Here is a 20637-nt window from a genome sequence, read left to right as displayed (position 1 = left end):
TCATTCCACTCCGACGATTGGTAGTAAATCACTCATTTTTTCTAATAAATAATCTGGGTTATAGCTACTAATATACTCTCTACCTTTAATACTCCAAGCTACTCCTGCTGTTTTCGTTCCAGCGTTTTTTCCTGCTTCAACATCATGATGATTATCGCCAACCATGATTGCTTCCTCAGGTGATGAATCAAGCTGCTTTAACGCCAATAAAACTGGTTCAGGATGTGGCTTTGCATTTTCAACATCATCAAGGGTAACGACAACATCAAAAAATTGATCAAGCTTAGTTAGTTTTAATCCCATATTCACGGTGTCACGAATTTTCGTTGTAACAATCCCTAGTTTAAAGCCTTGCTCCTTGAGTGTTTTAATTGTTTCAAAAACAGTTTCATATTCGGTTACAAGGGTATCATGCTGTTCATGATTAAATTTACGATAAACTTTAACCATTTCATCCATTCGATCTTGATCCACACTGCCAAACGTATCATAAAGAGTTGGACCGATAAACGGTAGAACATCTTCTCGTTTATATTTGCTTGGGTAATATGAATTTAACGTGTGAAGGAACGATGCAATAATGAGCTCGTTTGTATTAATTAATGTTCCATCTAAATCAAATAACAGTGTATTAATTTTCATAAGACGCTTCCTTTCTGCTTGGTACAGCTTCTACCTTCCGCCAGATCGTCGCAATTGTTATTGTTAATAGGATTGCCACAACTAGACGAATTGCAAGCAATGGCAAAACAGGAATTCCTAATGGAATAAAAATAAGTGTATCCTCAACAACCGCATGACATGCAACAAGGAAAATAAACGCTAACGTTAAATCTTTGCGACTTACATTATCCTCTTTTACAGCCTGGATCATCACACCTGCCCCATATGCCAATCCAATTGTAAGTCCTGCAACTAATGTCATCGACGTATTTTCTTTCATCCCTAACATCCTTGTCACCGGTGCCATCCATTTTGTGAAAACAGTTAATAAACCTAAGTCTTTTAAAAATTGAATCACAATCATTAATGGAATTACAATTAATGCTAGCTGGAGAACACCTAAGCCTGCCTTTTGTATGGCCAAACCAATGATTTCCAACCAACCGTTTGGGACAACCTCTGTTTTGCTTACAAAACCATATTGGGCCATTTCTCCGCCGCCCTGCCAGACAAGGTTCACAACGATGGCGGATACGAAGGCAAGACCAATCCTTACAAATAGGATTACCCACAGCTTAAGACCAACTTTTGCTGCAACAGATGACTCAATAAGTAAATTGTGTGAAAAGGATAGCATGACAGCTAAGATAAAAACCTCTTTCACAGTTAAATCAAGCGATAAAATCGCCGCAATCCCTGCATACAGATTAAGAAAATTGCCGATGACTAACGGGATTGCCGCTTCCCCAGATAAACCGAAGATTCCCATAATCGGGGTAATCAGCGTTGCCAACCAATCTAGTACAGGCGTATGCTGTAGCAAACAAACAATTAACGTGATTGGAAAGATCACCTTTCCTAATGTCCAGGTTGTCTGGATCCCAGCTTGAAAGCCGCTTTTTAAACTATTCCCCATAGCCAACCTCTCCTTGATGTGTAATACCTTTATTGACTTGAATCTAAGTATCTTACGTTAGAATGTCCTTTTACTCGGCGGAAAATCATGATTCCTACAGCAACTGCAATTAAAACAATCGAAATAACCTGAGCAATTCGTAAAGTCTCTGTAAGCATCAAGCTATCTGTTCGGAGACCTTCTATAAAGAAGCGACCGACCGAATACCAAATGACATAAGTTAAAAACAGCTCTCCACGTCTAAAATTAGCTTTTCTTAACAAAAGCAAACCGATAACTCCTGCAAAATTCCACAAGGATTCATATAGGAAGGTTGGATGATAATAAGCGCCATTTATATACATTTGATTCACGATAAAATCAGGCAGCATTAATCCCTCTAAAAACTCCCTTGAAACTGTATCGCCATGTGCCTCTTGATTCATAAAGTTTCCCCAACGACCAATTGCCTGACCTAGGAGAATACTTGGTGCACCGATGTCAGCAAGCTGCCAAAAGGAAATTTTCTTTACTCTCGCATAGATTGCACCAGTAATAATTGCCGCAATAAGCCCGCCATGAATAGCGAGACCACCATTCCATATTTTTATAATGTCACCGGGATTTTGAGAATAATAGTCCCATTGAAAAATGACATAGTATGCCCTTGCCCCTAAAATTGCCATTGGGATTGCAAATAACACCACATCAACAAACGTGTCTTTATGTAACCCTCTTCTCTCACTTTCTCTAACTGCAAGTAAAAGCCCGAGTAATGCTCCAACACCAATAATGACTCCATACCAATGAATTTGTATCGGTCCTAATTCAAGAAATATTGGATCAAGAGGCTGTAAATTCTCTTCCATTCTCTCAACTCCCTCTATACTTATTTTTAATATATATAATCTATGTACTATCTTAGGGTCTGACCCCTCAAAACAACACCCTTAGATATGAGGGGTCTGACCCTTTCTAAAACAAAATCCTATTCTTCCTCGCGATCAGCATCTTCTATGACACCAGCGAGCTTATTTGTAAATTGCTCTGCAGCATTTACACCCATACGCTTTAATCGGTAATTCATTGCCGCAACCTCGATAATGACAGATAAATTTCGTCCAGGTCGAACTGGAACAGTTAGCTTTGTCACATCTGTATCAATAATTCGCATTTTGTCTTCTTCAAGACCAAGGCGATCATATTGTTTATTTTGATCCCATAGCTCAAGGTTGATGACAAGTGTAATCCGCTTAAAGCTACGAACAGCACCTGCTCCAAATAATGTCATGACATTGATAATCCCTAACCCACGAATTTCCAAAAGATGCTCAATTAACTCAGGAGCGCTACCAACTAATGTATCTTGGTCTTCCTGACGAATTTCAACACAATCATCTGCAACAAGACGATGACCACGTTTGACTAGCTCAAGAGCTGTTTCACTTTTACCAACACCACTTTTACCAATTATTAATACACCGACTCCATAAATATCTACCAATACACCATGTACTGCAGTAGTTGGAGCTAGCTTTCCTTCGAGAAAGTTTGTTAAATGACTAGATAATCGCGTCGTCTTCATAGGTGACCGTAGAACAGGGACACCATCACGATTTGATGCTTCAATCAATTCAGCAGGTGGTTCATTTTCTCTCGTAAGAATGATTGCAGGTGTAACATCTGTACAAAGCTCGTCCATTCGATGCTTTTTCTCTTGTTCTGTTAATTGATGAAAAAATGAAAGCTCAGTTTTTCCGAGCAATTGAACTCGTTCCTTTGGATAATATGTAAAGAACCCAGCCATTTCAATACCAGGACGAGACAAATCACTTGTAATGATTGGTCGATTAATTCCCTCTTCTCCACTAATTACCTCAAAATTAAATTTATCAATAAGATCCTTTGTGCGAACTTTAGGCACGATTTATCCTCCTTTATGACAAGGGCTTTAACTATAGTTTATAACAAGCTTGGATATACCCTTGTATTCCTTTTCAAATGTTAAGAAAGACTCTGTTTATATTTTAGCATTAGAACATAACATTCCAAAATATTATTTTACTTTAACGCTACTCTCCTGCACTAAACTCCCTATATAAACAGTGAAGAAACTTATAGGAGGGTAAATTGATGAAAATCATGATTGATGCAGGACATGGGTACGATACACCTGGAAAAAGAACGGTAGATGGCATGAAGGAATACGAATTTAATCGCGCTGTTGCAAATGAAATGAAAAAACTTTTTTCAACCTACGAACATGTAACCGTGCAATTTTCACATTCAGACAAAAAAGATATTCCATTAAGTGAAAGGACTGCTAAGGCAAATCAAGCGAAGGCTGATCTATTTGTTTCAATTCATGCGAATGCACATGGAAACGGGAAAGAATGGACGTCAGCCGCTGGTATCGAGACATATGTTTATTCATCGAAACCTAAGGCTGCTTATGAATTAGCAAAAATTGTCCAAGCTAACCTTGTAAAAGAAACTTCTAGGAAAGATCGTGGCGTCAAGACTGCTAATTTTCATGTGTTAAAAGCAACAAGCATGACAGCAATCCTTTGTGAGTGTGGATTTATGACCAACAAAGCTGAAGCAGGTCTACTACGTACAAGTGAGTATCGGAATAGATGTGCAGAGGCGATTGTTCAGGGGATTGTTTCATATTACAAGCTCAAAAGAAAGAGTAAAATAGAAAATCCAACTCCCGAAAACGATTTTTTCAAGGTGCAAGTCGGTGCTTTTAACGAAAAGGAAAATGCAAAAAATCTTGCTGAGGAATTAAAAAGCAAGGGTTATGAAGCTATCATTGTGACTAGTTAAGCTACCCTGCGAAAAAGCCAAATTCAGCTATTTGAATTTGGCTTTTTCAAGGTGAAAAAACAACCTTTTCATCTCGTATTTTCTTATAAACATTTATTTCAAAGTAACTTGTCGCAATCATTTTTTCCGTTCTTTTTACATCTATGTCCATTGAAAATGCATCCTTACCAGGGTATTTATCGGGATCGTAATAGAAATATTGATCCAGGTGGGGTGAGTATGTCTGAACATCAATTGAATTCGTCTCCTCATCAATATGAAGAAGACGGATAAAGCCGTTACCACCTTTAGGTCCCTTTTGGTAATCTGCAAGCAGTTGATAAACCTTACGATCGAAAATCCCATCAAAATTATCATCAATTTCATCCACTAACAATTCACTATTATGATAATGTCCACAAAGAACCGCAACAACATTTTTGTTTGGTACAACTACCTTTTCAAAAATTTCATTGCCTTGTTGACTTCTCTTACCGTTTTTTTCTAAGTATTCGTGCAACGCTAAGATCGCTGTACGGTCTGAATAACGCTTTAATATCTTGTTCATCCACTCTATGTCCTTTTCTTCGATATCCCAGCCCATATAAAGGAAAACATAATCTTTACCATTCGCAGAGATTAGATCATAATGGCCATGATTATTTTGATACGACTCACCATAATAATATTTTTCATAAAATCGATTCTCTCCGAAATATCGCTCATACTGCTTAAAGTCGTCACCTTTATCATGATTCCCTGGGAGTACTCCATACGGGATTTTCGCTACGTCTAATGTATTCATGTAAGTATCAGCACGTTTCCATTGCCTCTCATCGCCACCTTTATTGACGATATCACCAGTATGAAAGACATATTTAATTTTCATCACAGCTTTATTTTGTGAAATCCATTCTGTTAATGTCTTAAACACGGCAGGATGATCTTGTGCATAATATTGAGTATCAGACATCCAGACAAAAGAGTAATCATAGCTTTTTGACTGTGATAATCCTACTTGATCCTGAACAATGACACTTATCTTTTTATCTTTTACATATTCACCAGCTGAGACCGTTCCATTAAGATCAAACTGATATTTTCCGGCTAATTTCCGATCAATCTCCAGCCACTTTTGTTTCGCAACATTCCAACCATACATTGTTACCTGTCTTCCTGGTAAAGACTTTCCTTCCCAATGGACAGTAATATTATCTGATGGTTGTATATCATTATTCACCTTAACGTCAAAACGGTGATAAGGAAACTTTTTTACTGAATTAGTTTTATTTGACTCACTGTCGTTTTCCTTAAGCGCAAGGTATTTTTTAGTTGAAAATTCCTTTTCTCCTTTTGGGGCAAAAGTTTTCGGTGGTTCAGTACTTGTTGCATTTTCACTAACAAGTATGTGATTCTTTTTTGCGGAAGTATATTGATGAGCATGATAAAAATTTTTCCCATTGATCTCAACACTAACCAGATCTGTCGTGTTACTCTTCACAAGATGTGTTGGTATAAAGATTAGAATCATGATACATATGACAAAAAAAACACTGTTAAATTTGTACATGCTTTTCACCCAATGGTAGTATGTGCAGAAATTAGCTTTTTTACCATTAGAAAGCGCGGATTACCTATAAAAAAAGAGCGAGACAGACTCTCTACTCAAATTTAAACAAACGTTTATTTATTTTTTTGCAGCGGCTCAATGATCGCCTTCTGGATCATCAGATGAAGCAATGAAATAACAACGGCTGCAAGTATGGCTGTGCTGAAACCATCGATATTAAAGGCGTCCCCCATAAGACCCTCAGTAATCATCAAGGTGACCGCATTAATGACAAAGAGAAATAACCCTAAAGTTACAACTGTTACAGGCAATGTTAGCAGAATGAGAAACGGCTTAACAAGTACATTTAAAACCGATAAGATGAAGCTTGCCCCTAAAGCCGCTCCGATCCCACTTAAGTAGAATGAATCAAAGTAGCCAGAAACGACAATTAATATGACTGCATTCACAAGAATGCTAACTAGCCATCTCATCATCTTAAATAATGTCCGATTCTTCTGGCACAAGGAATATCCACGCAATATAGATAATACCTAATGGAAAAAATCCAGTTGGTATAAGCAATATGACAAATAATATCCTTAATATTGAAGCATCAATACCCAAATAATCTGACAAGCCTCCAAGTACACCAGAAAGCTTTCGATCTGAGCGAGATCGGTGTAATTTTTTCATACTCTTCACCCTTACATATTTTTAGTCAAAATTGATCCGGTTTTCGAATCAGCAAACATAGAAAGCTTTGTCTCCTTTGCTGTTCTGAACCTTAATTCCTTTTGAATCGTTTCATTCTTCTCAAGTGAAATGTCGATATCCTTTAGTTGTGCTGATAATGCACCAAGGTTGGATTTAAACTCACCTATAACTTTGCTTTCCTCTGGGACATTTATTTCAATATTCCCAGTTGTCGTTTTTGCATACAGTGCTTCACATGCCATATCTGCTAGTGTTAATTGAAGGTTGCCATTAAAGCTTTGTGCATCAATTTTCTCAGCAGATCCATTGAACTGAATGATTCCAGTGATCGATTCTACTTCTACCTTTTCATACTTAGAATTTGAAAGCTTAATTTGACCATTAGCTGTTTCAAACTCACCATGCTTACCATTAATAGAAGAGAATGATAATACACCATTTGCAGTCTTTGCCTTGATAGTGTCTACATTTAAATCTTCCCCTCTTATTGGACCATTAAACAGCTTTATCTTTATTTGATCATATGCTTGTTCTGGAACATACAATACGACATTGATTTTCATTGTCTTTTTATCAGAATGAAGAATAAGACGATTTCCCTCTAGTGTACATTCAACTTCAGATAAGAAACTTTGTCGTGCTTGCTCCATATTCTCTGCACGGTACACTTTCGCATCACATTCTACTCGAATATCCTGCTCAGTCCATGGTTGGATATTCACACTACCATTTGGAAAATTGATATCGATGTCATGAAAGGATGCACCTTGAAATTGAAAGATATGGTGGATATCAATCGATTTCCCAAAATTCAAATCAAGATCGAGCTCCTTTACCCTTTTCACCGCTGTATCAACCCAATCCATTAATTTCGTACCTAATGATGATTGCTTCTCATGGGTTTGTTTAGCATTATCTTCATGGTTAAAATCAATGACTTCTGTTGATAATGCTGTTATCTTTTCTTCTTTTAATTGTTCATCACGATCTAAAGCTTCAATTAAAGACAATGCTTCGTCCGCAGATAACTTTCCATCTTCAACAAGTTTTAAAATTCGTATTCTTTGTTCTTTCATCATATTTCCTCCCCTGATTTAACGTTTTCTAAAGGTTATTTTCTAAGAGATTGTTACTTTAAAAACAAAAACTATTTCAGGTTGATTGGAGCGGAAGTGCGAGACTCCTGCGGGAGTAGCGGGACAGGTGAGACTCATGCAGGCGTTTACGCCGAGGAGGCTCACCGCCCGCCCCGCGGAAAGCGAGCATCTGGAGCGGAAATCAACCACATCGCTTCACTTAGTAAATAGCAACAAAGTTTGCGAGTCAGCCTTTCTAAAAAAGCTTATATTCCTGATAAGAGTTTAATTCCTTTAACAATGTTCCAAATAAAAACAATCAGATTAATTAACCCAACAACAAGAAAACCTCCGAAGAATACGGTTAAAAAGGTTGCTTCAGAAGGATTAGAAAAACCGCTAAACACAATCATCCCTATCACGCCCAGCACCGATAAAAAGGGAATAATATGAGAAATAAGTGCCTTCTTAGCATGCTGCTTCACTTCACTATGGTCGACAATAAAATAGATCGCAATCGGCAAAAGAAACGGTGCAAAAAACACACTAAAATAGTTCAATGATGCTAGCGCTTTATTCGTTTTATCCAATTTCTTTTCACTCTCCTTATCTTTAATACGTATGAAAGTTGGAGAGGTTTCACTATTTTATTTTTTAGGTTTGTTAAAATATATTTCAAAAAAAGAGAGCATCGATTGTTACTTCGATGCTCTCTCTAACTGGATACCTTAGGAAATCAACTTTTTACTGCGCAACTTCCTCTTTCTCTTTAATTAACTTTTTCATTCGGTCACGGTCACGTTCAATTACTGGTTTTAAATATTTTCCAGTGTAGGACTTCTCATTGTTCATAATATCTTCTGGTGTTCCAACGCCAACGATTTGTCCGCCTTTGTCTCCACCTTCCGGACCTAGGTCTACAAGATAGTCTGCCGCTTTAATAATATCTAGATTGTGTTCAATGACTAATACAGTATCACCGTTTTCTACTAGTCTTTGTAATACTTTCAAGAGACGAGCAATGTCATCTACATGTAGTCCTGTTGTAGGTTCGTCAAGAATGTATAAGGAACGGCCTGTTGAGCGTCTGTGTAATTCTGAAGCTAGCTTTACTCGTTGTGCTTCACCGCCGGACAGTGTTGTTGCAGGTTGCCCTAGTGTGATATAGCCTAAGCCCACATCAAAGATGGTTTGAAGCTTACGTTTAATCTTCGGAATGTTTTCAAAGAATTCCACAGCATTTTCTACTGTCATTTCAAGAATGTCTGAAATGTTTTTCCCTTTATAGGTAACTTCAAGGGTTTCACGATTGTAGCGTTTGCCATGGCATACCTCACAAGGAACATACACATCAGGAAGAAAGTGCATTTCAATTTTAATGATTCCATCTCCACGGCAAGCTTCACATCGTCCACCCTTCACATTAAAGCTAAAGCGGCCTTTTTTATATCCACGTACTTTTGCTTCATTCGTTGTTGCAAATACATCGCGGATATCATCAAACACACCTGTATATGTCGCAGGATTTGATCTTGGTGTTCGACCAATCGGAGACTGATCAATATCAATTACCTTTTCTAGGTGTTCAATTCCTTTTACCTCTTTATGCTCACCAGGCTTGGCTTTTGCATGGTGAAGCTTTTGCGCAAGTGATTTATGAAGAATTTCATTAACTAATGTACTTTTTCCTGATCCTGATACTCCTGTTACAGCAATAAATGTACCTAGAGGGAACTTTACACTTACGTTTTTAAGGTTGTTTTCCTTGGCACCTTTGATCTCAATATATCGCCCATCATGCTTCCTACGTTCAAATGGTAATGGGATAAACTTTTTACCTAATAAGTATTGACCGGTTAACGAGTTAGCATCATTCATAACCTCTTCCGGTGTCCCTGCTGAAATAATCTGGCCCCCATGAATTCCTGCTCCTGGACCAATATCAATTAAATAATCAGCAGCAAGCATTGTATCTTCATCATGTTCAACAACAATTAGCGTGTTGCCAATGTCACGCATGTTTTGCATCGTCCCAATCAGGCGATCATTATCACGTTGATGTAAGCCAATTGATGGCTCATCAAGTATGTACAAAACACCTGTTAGTCGTGAGCCAATTTGCGTGGCAAGCCTAATCCGCTGAGCCTCTCCACCAGATAAAGTACCAGCTGCGCGATTCAAGGTTAAATAATCGAGTCCAACATTATTTAAAAACCCTAGGCGCTCACTAATTTCTTTTAAGATCTGGTTTGCAATGGTCTTTTCCTTTTCAGATAGCGAAACATGTTCGAAAAAGATAAGGGAATCCTGTACAGACAGCTTCGTAATCTCACCGATGTGATTTCCATCTATTAAAACAGCGAGCGTCTCTTTCTTTAAACGATATCCTTTACAAGAAGGGCAATTTTGCTGACCCATATACTTTTCCATTTGCTCACGGATATAGTCTGAGCTCGTTTCTTTAAATCGTCGTTCAACATTTCGAACAACACCTTCAAATTGAATATAGTTCTCTCTAATTTGTCCAAAATCATTTTCATAACGGAAATAAATTTCTTCTCCGTCACTGCCAAACAAAATTTTATCCAGCAAGTGCTTTGGAATGTCTTTAACTGGAATTTCCAAATCAATTCCATAATGATTACATACTGCCTCAAGCAATTGTGGATAATACTGTGAGCTTGTCGGCTCCCACGGTGCAATTGCATGCTGATGAAGCGAAAGATCTTTATTCGGAATAATTAGATCCAAGTCAACTTCAAGCTTTGTTCCAAGTCCGTCACATTCAGGACAAGCACCAAATGGGCTATTAAATGAAAACATTCTTGGTTCTAGTTCTCCTATCGAGAAGCCACATTGTGGACAAGCATGGTGCTCACTAAAAAGCAGCTCTTCTTCACCCATCACATCAATTATAACTCTCCCTTCACCAAGTCGTAATGCTGATTCAAGGGAGTCTGCTAAACGAGAGGCAACACCTTCTTTGACGACAATACGGTCAATCACAACTTCTATCGAATGTTTTTTATTTTTCTCTAATTCAATTTCATCAGATAGCTCCTGCATTTCACCATCAACACGAACACGGACATAACCTTGTTTCTTAATATCTTCAAATACCTTAGCATGTGTCCCTTTTCTACCAGAAACAATCGGTGCAAGAACTTGAAGCTTTGTTCGTTCAGGATAGTCTAGTATCCGATCAACCATCTGTTCAATCGTTTGCGAAGATATTTCAATTCCATGGATTGGACATGTTGGTCGACCAACTCTTGCAAATAATAGACGTAAATAATCATAGATTTCCGTTACCGTTCCAACTGTAGAACGTGGATTTCGACTCGTTGTCTTTTGATCGATCGATATCGCAGGTGAAAGTCCTTCGATTGCATCTACATCAGGTTTATCCATTTGTCCGAGGAATTGGCGCGCATATGCTGATAAGGATTCAACATAACGTCTTTGTCCCTCTGCATAAATGGTGTCAAAAGCCAACGAAGATTTACCTGAACCTGATAAACCAGTTAAAACAACAAGCTTATCACGCGGAATGGTGACATCTACATTTTTTAGGTTGTGAGCACGCGCTCCCTTCACAACGATATGTTCCATTGCCATAATTGTTTCATCCTTCCGCTTTAAGCTCTAAAATTAAATCACGTAATTCAGCAGCACGTTCGAAGTTCAAAGCCTTTGCCGCTTCCTTCATTTCGTTTTCCATTTCTGAAATGACTTTGTCTCGTTCCTTTTTCGTCATCTTTGTCAATTTCTTCGTGATCGATGTTTCATACTCTTCCAGTTCTTCAGCTGCAACTGTTGCACGAATTACTTCACGAATATCTTTTTGAATTGTTTGTGGTGTTATGCCATGTTTTTCGTTGTATGCCTGTTGAATTTCACGGCGGCGTTTCGTTTCATTTAAGGCCAATTCCATTGAATTCGTTATCTTATCTGCGTACATAATAACATGCCCTGCTGCATTTCGTGCTGCACGACCAATTGTTTGGATAAGGGAACGCTCTGAACGTAAAAATCCTTCTTTGTCAGCGTCTAGGATCGCGACTAATGATACCTCTGGAATATCTAGCCCTTCTCTTAACAGGTTAATCCCTACAAGAACATCATATTTACCAAGTCTAAGCTCTCTTATTATTTCAATCCGCTCTAATGTTTTAATTTCTGAATGCAGATAATTTATCTTTATCCCAATTTCCTTTAAATAGTTCGTCAAGTCTTCAGACATTTTTTTCGTTAGTGTTGTGATTAGTACACGTTCATTTTTCGCCACTCTAGCATGGATTTCATCAATTAGATCATCTATTTGTCCTTCAATAGGACGGACATCAATGGTTGGATCTAAAAGTCCTGTTGGGCGAATAATTTGCTCGATCATTTCTGGAGTGTGTTCCATTTCATAAGGACCAGGTGTTGCAGAAACAAACACAATGTTTTCAATATGCTTTTCAAATTCTTCAAAGCGAAGTGGACGGTTATCCATAGCTGACGGCAAGCGAAAGCCGTGATCAACCAATACTTGCTTACGAGCCTGGTCACCATTAAACATACCCCTGATTTGCGGTAATGTAACATGTGATTCATCGATGACAATCAAGAAATCATCGGGAAAGAAGTCAAGCAATGTATAAGGTGTTGAGCCTGCTGGACGAAGTGTTAAATGACGTGAATAGTTCTCAATCCCTGAGCAAAAGCCCATTTCTCTCATCATCTCAAGGTCATATCTTGTTCGCTGCTCAAGACGCTGTGCCTCAAGAAGCTTGCCATTTTCGCGCATTATGGCTAAACGTTCCTCAAGCTCAGCTTCAATATTGACGATGGCCTTCTCCATCTTTTCTTCTCTAGTTACGAAGTGGGATGCAGGGAAAATCGCAACATGCTCACGCTCTCCTAAAATCTCACCTGTTAATGCGTCGACCTCACGAATCCGGTCGATTTCATCACCAAAGAACTCAACGCGAATACATTGCTCATCTCGGGAAACCGGGAAGATCTCAACAACATCCCCACGAACCCGAAAAGTACCCCTGCGGAAATCTATATCATTGCGTTCATATTGAACATCAACTAATTTTCTCAATAACTGGTTTCTTTCAACTTCCATGCCTGTTCTTAAAGAAACAACAAGCTCTTTATATTCCTCTGGAGAACCGAGGCCATAGATACACGAAACACTGGCAATAATGATGACATCATTACGTTCAAATAAAGACGATGTAGCTGAGTGACGGAGCTTATCGATTTCATCATTAATACTTGCATCTTTTTCAATAAATGTATCGGTTTGTGGAACATATGCCTCAGGCTGATAATAATCGTAATAACTTACAAAATACTCAACAGCATTGTTTGGGAAAAAATCTTTGAACTCACTATATAGCTGCCCAGCTAATGTTTTGTTATGGGCAATAACCAATGTGGGTTTATTCACTTCTTTTATAAGATTTGAAACAGTAAAGGTTTTACCTGTTCCAGTTGCACCTAGCAATGTTTGATGTTTTTTTCCTTGCTGAATTCCATCGACTAATGACTGGATCGCCTTAGGCTGATCACCCTGTGGCTTGTATTTCGAGACTAATTCAAATTGCTCGCTCACGCAAAAGCCTCCATTCAGAAAGTTTCAATAGTAATAGTTTACCACATTTATATGGAAAAACACTAAAAATACGAACTATAGTTCGTATTTTTTATTTAGGTATGTAAGATCGGTGTAATTCGGGTGTTGATCGTTAATTTGATCTTGCAAGTTTGGCTTTGGATTTTGCAACTTTTTATGTTAATCTTGCAACTTTAGCTTAGAATTTTGCAAACTTGGGGAAATCTTGCAACTTTGGATGAAATTTTGCAACTTCTGCTCATAATCTTGCAACTTTTCATGATAATCTTGCAAATTCCGCTCATAATCTTGCAACTACTCCATCCTTTACCTTCAACCAAAGAAAAAAGAGCACCACCAGGTAGCTCCCATCTCTCTATTAAGTATATCTACTTTTGACGATACTCAAACCTATTTCTTCCTTATTAACTCTGCTTTCATTTTTCGCGCATATAAATATCCTACGACAAGTGAGATAATGTCCAATGCAATGATAAGCGGATCGTCTGTAAAACCTCTTACATATGAAGCTATAAGTAGAGCCGCTGTTAAGGATGTACCAACATAGTGGTTATAGCACACTCTAGTAAAGAGGATAACGAGTAAAAACGGAAGGAATAACGCTAATATAACTTTTAAAACCATTATTGATCTCCTATTCGAAAAATAGTTTGGATGTTACAGAGAAAGGTTGTAGAAAAATACGGCATCCTCTTTCACATAGCCTAACTGTTCATAAAGAGCTTGAGCCTTTGTATTATCCTTTGTTGTTTCTAAAAGAATTCCAGCAGCTTTTGTTTCTAAAGCAAACTCTTTTGCCTGATTCATTAATGCTTTACCAACACCATGGCGACGATATGTTTCGGCTACGAATAAATCATTAAGCAGCCATTTACGTTTCATACCTACTGATTTGAAAATGGGATACAGTTGAACAAACCCCATTGGACTTTCTCCATCCATTGCTAGAAAAATAACGGATTCATTAAATCTCATACGTTCTTCAATAAAGGTCTTTGCTCCTTCAAGATCAGCTTGCTTGCCATAAAAAATTCTGTACTCATTAAATAAGGTTGACACAAGATCTATCTCTTTCAAAGCGGCTCGAAAAATTTTCAACTAGCATCCCTCGCTTCTGATTAAAACTATGTATGATTTCACAAATAATCATACCATGTTCTATTTTAAAAACACATTAAATTAACGGCTCGTCTAAGAGACTTTGCTTTTAAAAACGAAAACTTATTAGGTTGATTGGAGCGGAAGTGTGAGACTCCTGCGGGAGTAGCGGGACAGGTGAGACCCCGCAGGCGTTTACGCCGAGGAGGCTCACCGCCCGCCCCGCGGAAAGCGAGCAACTCTCGCTGCAATCAACCAGACCGCTTCACTTGGTATATAGCAACAAAGTTTGCGAAAACGGCCTAATTTAAAAAGGCTAACTCCGAAGAATTAGCCATAAACATTATTTTTGTGATGTGACACCTTGGTAGTCATTCTCTTCTAAAAGATCAACTAACTCTATTTCCTTTTGATTTTCTAGGAAGTATCTTAGTGTAAATTCATTTTCAAAAAGAACAGCATAGGCACCAAAACGGTCGCGGACTAGCATGCTTCTTGAATCGAAGAAACGTTTTTCAAACTTTTCACTTTTAATCCATCGAGGAATTCGTTCTCCAAGTGATGTGAACTCGATATCGACATTGTATTCAGCCTTCATCCGGTATTCAAACACTTCAAACTGGAGCTGACCAACTGCACCAAGGATCATTGAATCATTTAGTTCCTGTCTAAATAACTGAATGGCACCTTCTTGAACAAGCTGTTCAATTCCTTTTCTGAATTGCTTCGACTTCATGACGTTTTTCGCTTGAACTCGTTTAAATAGTTCAGGTGGAAATTGTGGGAGCTCTTCATAATGATACTGCCCTTTTCCTTCTATTAACGTATCCCCGATTTGATAAATATTTGGATCATAAATTCCAATGATATCTCCAGGATAAGCTTCATCCACCGTATCACGGTCTTTTGCCATGAAGGCTTGTGTTTGGTTCAGCTTAATCGTTTTATTTGTACGACTTAGGTTTACACTCATTCCACGCTCAAACTTACCTGAACACACACGGAAAAAGGCAATACGATCACGGTGAGCCGGGTTCATATTCGCTTGAATCTTGAAGATATAGCCTGAGAATTGATCCTTTTCTGGTTCTACCAAGCCCTGGTCTGTTTTACGTGGCTGTGGCTGTGCAGCAAATTGTAGGAATGTATCAAAAAAGGTTTGTACACCAAAGTTAGCTAAAGCACTACCAAAAAAGACAGGTGTAAGCTCGCCTTTTTGAACACGCTCAGTTGTAAACTCATTTCCAGCCTCTTCAAGGAGTTCGATTTCACCTAATGTATCTTGATAAACAGGTTCATCTGCTAATCCATGGTTGGCAATTTCACTGATAGGGAAAACTTCCTCTTCCTCATCACCTTTAAAACGGACAAATTGATCATTAAAACGATCGTAAATTCCTAAAAATCGTTTTCCGCTGCCAACCGGCCAATTCATTGGGTATGACTCGATCCCAAGTACTTCTTCTATTTCAGAAAGAAGCTCTAATGGCTCTCTTCCTTCACGATCTAACTTATTAATAAACGTAAAAATTGGAATACCTCTCATGCGACAAACCTTAAAAAGCTTAATCGTTTGCGGCTCAACACCCTTTGTCGAATCAATAATCATGACTACACTATCAACCGCTGTTAATGTACGATACGTGTCCTCACTGAAATCTTCATGTCCAGGTGTATCCAAAATATTTACATGAAACTCATGATATGGAAAGCTCATTACACTTGATGTAACAGAAATTCCACGTTTTTTCTCAATTTCCATCCAGTCAGATGCAGCATATTTACCAGTTTTCTTTCCCTTTACTGTCCCAGTAGAACGAATAATCTGACCAAAATATAATAACTTCTCTGTTAACGTCGTTTTACCAGCATCAGGGTGAGAAATGATAGCAAACGTACGTCGTTTATTTATTTCCTGTTGTAAGCTCATTAGCAATACCTCTTTTAAATAAATTCGTGTTTCAAATATACTATAAAGATAAGGAAAGAACAATTTCTATATAGATGGAAATTGTTCTTTGAAACAGAAAAAAACAGGAGCTCGCCCCTGCTTTTCATCTTTCCTACCCTTTTTTTCTTTTATAATTGCTGATAGGATCTCCATCAGAGTAGAGCATATCCCATGAACTTTTGTAGCGATATTTTTTCCCCCATACATGGATTAGCATTCTCAATCCTGTAATAAGGCTTAAAAGTAAAAGCGCGACAATTAAAAACAAGATTTCATTCATATCATTTCCCCCAATCATCCTTGTAGCCATATATATGTTTTCGCGCTAAAAACATGCTAAAAGTTTTTGTTGGGGGGGAAATTTATTTCTTGATAATGAACTGACATTTACGCAGCACTACTACCTCTTAAACGATCTAATAACACTGCCGCTACAATCACACCGCCTTTTACAACTAATTGCCAATAATAATTAACATCCATAAGTGTTAACCCATTACTAATCACACCCATGATTAAAACCCCGATAATTGTTCCTTGAATTCTACCTTTTCCTCCAGTTAAGCTTGTTCCACCTAAAATAACCGCAGCAATGGCATCTAGTTCATACATTTGTCCTGCAGTTGGCTGCCCAGAATACAATCTTCCTGCTAATACAACGCCACCTAAACCAGCTAATAAGCCACTAATGGAATAAACATTTATTAATGATTTTTCAACCTTGATTCCTGTTAAGCGTGCTGCTTCTTCGTTTCCACCAATTGCATAAATATGACGGCCAAACATTGTATATTTCAAAACAAAAAACATCACACCATAGACAAGAAGCATGATATAGATCGGTGTAGGAACTCCTAAAATAGCTCCACCACCAATAAATTTAAAGGTTTCATCTTGCAAAACAATTGGATAACCACCACTTATGACATAAGCAAGACCACGAACATATGTAAAGCTCCCTAATGTAACGATAAATGAAGGTAGTTTGGTTTTTGCTGTAAAAAAGCCATTAATAAGTCCTACTGCATAACCTACCGCTGCACCTGATAGCATCGCAATAATTGGGTTGACTCCTGCAGCAGAAACCATAACAGAGATAACGCCAGATAAGGCAACTGTCGAACCAACTGATAAATCAATTCCACCTGTTAAAATAACAATCGTCATTCCTGCTGCTAATATTGCAATAATCGAAACCTGCTTTAGAACATTTAACATATTTGCTGTATCTAAAAAGTTTGGTGCTGTAAACGAAAGAACAACACATAATAATAATAGAATCATAATCATGCCAAGACGATTCCATAAAGCATGAAAGATTTTGCCTAATTGAATGCTTTGAGATGGTGAAGCGGTTTGAGTATTTACCCTCATTTTTCTTTACTCCCCTCTAGTAGCTAAGTGCATAATTTTTTCCTGTGTAGCTTCATCTCTCGAAAGTTCTCCCGTTAATTTTCCTTCACTCATGACAAGGATTCGATCGCTAACCCCTAGAACTTCTGGCAGCTCAGAAGAAATCATTAATACTGCTAAACCTTCATCTGCAAGCTTTGAGATAATTTTGTGTATTTCAGTCTTTGCACCAATATCAACACCTCGCGTTGGTTCATCGAGGAGTAAAACCTTTGGTGAAATAGATAACCATTTAGCAATGACTACCTTTTGTTGATTACCACCGCTTAGGTTTGAGACCTGCTGTTCGGGAGAGGCAATTTTTATATTTAGTTCTTGGATAAACTGGTCGGCACTGGCATTAACCTGTTTCCAATTAACAATTCCTGATTTGGAATGCCTTTTCAATTCGGCCATTAAAAGATTTTCCTTTACTGACATCGACAAGAATAAACCTTGTTCTTTCCGACTTTCAGGAACATGGGCAATTCCATTTGCCATCGCATTAATTGGCGATTTTATGTTTACAAGCTTTCCATCAACGTATATTTCTCCACTCTTCAATGTCGATACACCAAATAGTGCTCTAACCAGCTCTGTTCTGCCTGCACCTACAAGTCCTGCTAAACCAACAATTTCACCAGGATAAATTTTGAATGAAACATCCTTTACTATGGTGTTGTCAGATACATTTTTCAGCTCAAGAACTGGGGTAGACCCATATGAAAGTGGCGCCTCAGAGACCTTTGTTCGATTAAATAAATCTTTTAGATCACGACCTACCATAAGCTTGACTAAGTGGTCGGGATTTGTCTCTTCAATTGGTCCGCTTCTGATCCACTCCCCATCCCGTAATACAGTGTATCGATTAGAAATCTTAAAAATTTCGTCCATCCGATGCGAAATATAAACGATCGCAACTCCTTGTTTTTTCAAATCGGCAATAATTTGAAACAGCTTCGAAATCTCTTTATCTGTTAGCGAAGCTGTTGGTTCATCCATAATTAGAACCTCTGCCTTAAAGGATAACGCTCGTGCGATCTCGACCATTTGTTGTTGTGCAACACTCAAGGTTGATACGAGTTGACGGGGACTTAGATTAGAGCCCATCGAATCTAATACCTTTTGTGCACGTTCATGTACCTCATCCCATTTGACCATTCCTAGTCGGTTTCTCGGAAAAGTTGATCCCATTAAAATATTTTCACTGATTGTTAGATTAGGAGAGAGATTTAACTCCTGGTGAATTACACTTATTCCTTTGTTCCTTGCATCAACAGGATCCTTCCATGATATAGGTTGACCTTTTAAATAGATCGTCCCGCCATCATGATCAGGAGAATGGATCCCTGCAAGGATTTTCATAAACGTTGATTTCCCAGCACCGTTCTCACCCATTAATGCGTGTACTTCACCTGGATAAAGTTCCATTCTCACATTGTTTAACACCTTTACTCCTGAGAAGGTTTTACTTATTCCTTCCATATTCAGTACCGGCATTTTTATCGAGTGTTGCTTTTTTATTACCTTTTCCTTAATCGCCATATGTAATCACCCCTTGTTAGGGACAGTCCCCACAGGCGGGGACTGTCCCCCTTTGGTTTAAAGACTTACCACCCCTGATAAGAATCTAATGTATCCTGAGTGACAAGCTCAACAGGTACTTTAATAAGCTCTTCAACATCTTCCCCATTTTTCACTTTCATGCCAATTTCAACTGCCTTTTTCACCATTTCGCTAGGTGATTGAGCTGAAGTCGCCATGATCGTGCTTCCTTCTTTTGCCATGGCATCGGCTGCTTCGGGAGCACCATCAACGCCAACTACAAAAAACTCATCCTTACGTCCAGCTTGCTCTTGAGCAATTTCTACCCCGATTGCTTCAGGATCATTGATTGCAAAAACAGCATCAATTGATCCAGAAGGATTTGCTTGTAAAATACTTTCCATAACAGTTAATGCTTTTTCACGGTTCCCCTCGCCATTTTGCTTCGCAACTACTTTTATTCCAGAATCTTTAATGACATCCTCAAATCCTTTAATACGATCGGCAACGGCTGAAACAGGAGGTCCATCAATAATGACAATGTCTCCTTTGCCATTTAATTGTTCAACCACATATTCACCAGCAAGTTTACCAGCTTGGTAGTTATCTGAAGTGACTGTTGCATCAACGCCCCCTTCAGCATTTGTATCAACTGCGATTACTGGTATTCCTGCTCCCTTTGCTTGTTGAACTGCGGCAGCAATCCCCTTCGTATCAACAGCATTTAATAAAATGACATCTACATCTTTAGTAATAAAGTCTTCAATTTGCGAGGTTTGTTTTGCAAGATCATATTCAGCACTTTCAACAAGAACCTCAGCACCTAATTCCTTCCCTGCTTCCTCAGCACCTTTTCCCATTGCAACGAAAAATGGATTTGCTAAAGTACCTACAGTTAATCCGATTTTTAACTGATCATCACTTTTTTTCTCGCCAGTTCCTTCGTTTGATGATTCACTAGCACTACTACAAGCTGACATTAAGGCCATTACAATTATTGACACTAGCACTAATAAGCTTTTTACATTCTTTTTCATTTGTGAACCCCCTAGAAAATTAAAAAATTATAATACCGTTTTTTTACGAATTACAACATTGGCAATCTAATTTGTTAACGTTTACAAAACTATAACTATTTCACCTCCTTAAATCATTCAATTACGGTTCAGTTAAAAGTGCTGTTGAGTAGTTGTTACCGTTTACATATTTTTCAAAAAGATTAACTCACAGGATGATTATTATTGGTTGTTTTAGATTTAATATCGCTTATTATTGACTACTTTTGATTGATTTTGATTATATTACGCTCAT

19 protein-coding genes are annotated in these 20637 nt (G+C 38.1%); 1 reads left to right on the top strand and 18 read right to left on the bottom strand.

Annotated elements, in window-relative coordinates:
• The 4 genes from ppaX to hprK form a co-directional block, all read right to left on the bottom strand.
• The gene (gene ppaX / locus WCV66_RS06515; protein ID WP_338788344.1) at window positions 1-642 is read right to left on the bottom strand and encodes a pyrophosphatase PpaX; all 642 of its coding nucleotides are present in this window, start codon (window positions 640-642) and stop codon (window positions 1-3) included.
• Window positions 632-1579, bottom strand: a complete 948-nt coding sequence (locus tag WCV66_RS06510; RefSeq protein ID WP_338788341.1) for a nucleoside recognition domain-containing protein — start codon at window positions 1577-1579, stop codon at window positions 632-634. Before WCV66_RS06510 ends, ppaX begins: the two co-directional genes overlap by 11 nt.
• Before the next feature lie 29 nt (window positions 1580-1608).
• Window positions 1609-2427, bottom strand: coding sequence for a prolipoprotein diacylglyceryl transferase (gene lgt / locus WCV66_RS06505; RefSeq protein WP_066329261.1), 819 nt, complete (start codon window positions 2425-2427; stop codon window positions 1609-1611).
• 119 nt (window positions 2428-2546) lie between these two features.
• Window positions 2547-3482, bottom strand: coding sequence for an HPr(Ser) kinase/phosphatase (hprK, locus tag WCV66_RS06500; protein ID WP_066329263.1), 936 nt, complete (start codon window positions 3480-3482; stop codon window positions 2547-2549).
• A 209-nt stretch (window positions 3483-3691) separates the two neighbouring features.
• Between hprK and WCV66_RS06495 the strand changes: the two genes are divergently transcribed.
• Window positions 3692-4387 (top strand): N-acetylmuramoyl-L-alanine amidase, encoded by a 696-nt coding sequence (locus WCV66_RS06495; protein WP_338788339.1) that lies wholly within the window; start codon window positions 3692-3694, stop codon window positions 4385-4387.
• A gap of 46 nt (window positions 4388-4433) precedes the next feature.
• Here WCV66_RS06495 and WCV66_RS06490 read toward each other — a convergent pair whose 3' ends face one another.
• The 14 genes from WCV66_RS06490 to WCV66_RS06425 all read right to left on the bottom strand — a co-directional run bounded on the left by WCV66_RS06490 (window position 4434) and on the right by WCV66_RS06425 (window position 20363).
• The gene (locus WCV66_RS06490; protein WP_338788338.1) at window positions 4434-5936 is read right to left on the bottom strand and encodes a metallophosphoesterase; all 1503 of its coding nucleotides are present in this window, start codon (window positions 5934-5936) and stop codon (window positions 4434-4436) included.
• Between the two features lie 113 nt (window positions 5937-6049).
• A complete protein-coding gene (locus WCV66_RS06485) occupies window positions 6050-6412 on the bottom strand; it encodes a phage holin family protein (RefSeq protein ID WP_066329268.1) in 363 nt (120 codons plus the stop codon).
• 1 nt (window position 6413) lies between these two features.
• Window positions 6414-6611 carry a PspC domain-containing protein gene (locus WCV66_RS06480; RefSeq protein ID WP_066329269.1) on the bottom strand — a complete coding sequence of 66 codons (198 nt, stop codon included), beginning with the start codon at window positions 6609-6611 and terminating at the stop codon, window positions 6414-6416.
• Between the two features lie 11 nt (window positions 6612-6622).
• Complete coding sequence (locus WCV66_RS06475) at window positions 6623-7708, bottom strand: DUF4097 domain-containing protein (RefSeq protein ID WP_338788337.1); 1086 nt, start codon at window positions 7706-7708, stop codon at window positions 6623-6625.
• A gap of 266 nt (window positions 7709-7974) precedes the next feature.
• Window positions 7975-8298: a DUF4870 domain-containing protein gene (locus tag WCV66_RS06470; RefSeq protein ID WP_066329272.1), complete on the bottom strand. Its 324-nt coding sequence runs from the start codon at window positions 8296-8298 to the stop codon at window positions 7975-7977.
• Between the two features lie 154 nt (window positions 8299-8452).
• Complete coding sequence (gene uvrA / locus WCV66_RS06465; RefSeq protein WP_338788336.1) at window positions 8453-11326, bottom strand: excinuclease ABC subunit UvrA; 2874 nt, start codon at window positions 11324-11326, stop codon at window positions 8453-8455.
• Window positions 11327-11333: 7 nt separating this feature from the next.
• Window positions 11334-13319 (bottom strand): excinuclease ABC subunit UvrB, encoded by a 1986-nt coding sequence (uvrB, locus tag WCV66_RS06460; RefSeq protein WP_066329276.1) that lies wholly within the window; start codon window positions 13317-13319, stop codon window positions 11334-11336.
• A 411-nt stretch (window positions 13320-13730) separates the two neighbouring features.
• A complete protein-coding gene (locus tag WCV66_RS06455) occupies window positions 13731-13964 on the bottom strand; it encodes a CsbA family protein (RefSeq protein WP_338788333.1) in 234 nt (77 codons plus the stop codon).
• Between the two features lie 33 nt (window positions 13965-13997).
• Window positions 13998-14438: a GNAT family N-acetyltransferase gene (locus WCV66_RS06450; protein ID WP_338788332.1), complete on the bottom strand. Its 441-nt coding sequence runs from the start codon at window positions 14436-14438 to the stop codon at window positions 13998-14000.
• 343 nt (window positions 14439-14781) lie between these two features.
• Entirely contained in the window at window positions 14782-16368 is a 1587-nt protein-coding gene (locus WCV66_RS06445; RefSeq protein WP_066329283.1) for a peptide chain release factor 3, read from the bottom strand.
• A gap of 133 nt (window positions 16369-16501) precedes the next feature.
• Window positions 16502-16669 carry a hypothetical protein gene (locus WCV66_RS06440; protein WP_157094321.1) on the bottom strand — a complete coding sequence of 56 codons (168 nt, stop codon included), beginning with the start codon at window positions 16667-16669 and terminating at the stop codon, window positions 16502-16504.
• A 107-nt stretch (window positions 16670-16776) separates the two neighbouring features.
• Window positions 16777-17763, bottom strand: a complete 987-nt coding sequence (locus WCV66_RS06435) for an ABC transporter permease (RefSeq protein ID WP_066329286.1) — start codon at window positions 17761-17763, stop codon at window positions 16777-16779.
• A gap of 6 nt (window positions 17764-17769) precedes the next feature.
• The gene (locus WCV66_RS06430; protein WP_338788331.1) at window positions 17770-19326 is read right to left on the bottom strand and encodes a sugar ABC transporter ATP-binding protein; all 1557 of its coding nucleotides are present in this window, start codon (window positions 19324-19326) and stop codon (window positions 17770-17772) included.
• A gap of 65 nt (window positions 19327-19391) precedes the next feature.
• Entirely contained in the window at window positions 19392-20363 is a 972-nt protein-coding gene (locus tag WCV66_RS06425) for an ABC transporter substrate-binding protein (RefSeq protein ID WP_338788330.1), read from the bottom strand.
• Between the last annotated feature and the right edge of the window lie 274 nt (window positions 20364-20637).

It is taken from the genome of Metabacillus rhizosphaerae (assembly GCF_037201795.1).
Classification (GTDB): domain Bacteria; phylum Bacillota; class Bacilli; order Bacillales; family Bacillaceae; genus Metabacillus; species Metabacillus rhizosphaerae.
This window is presented reverse-complemented; position numbering and strand designations above follow the sequence as displayed.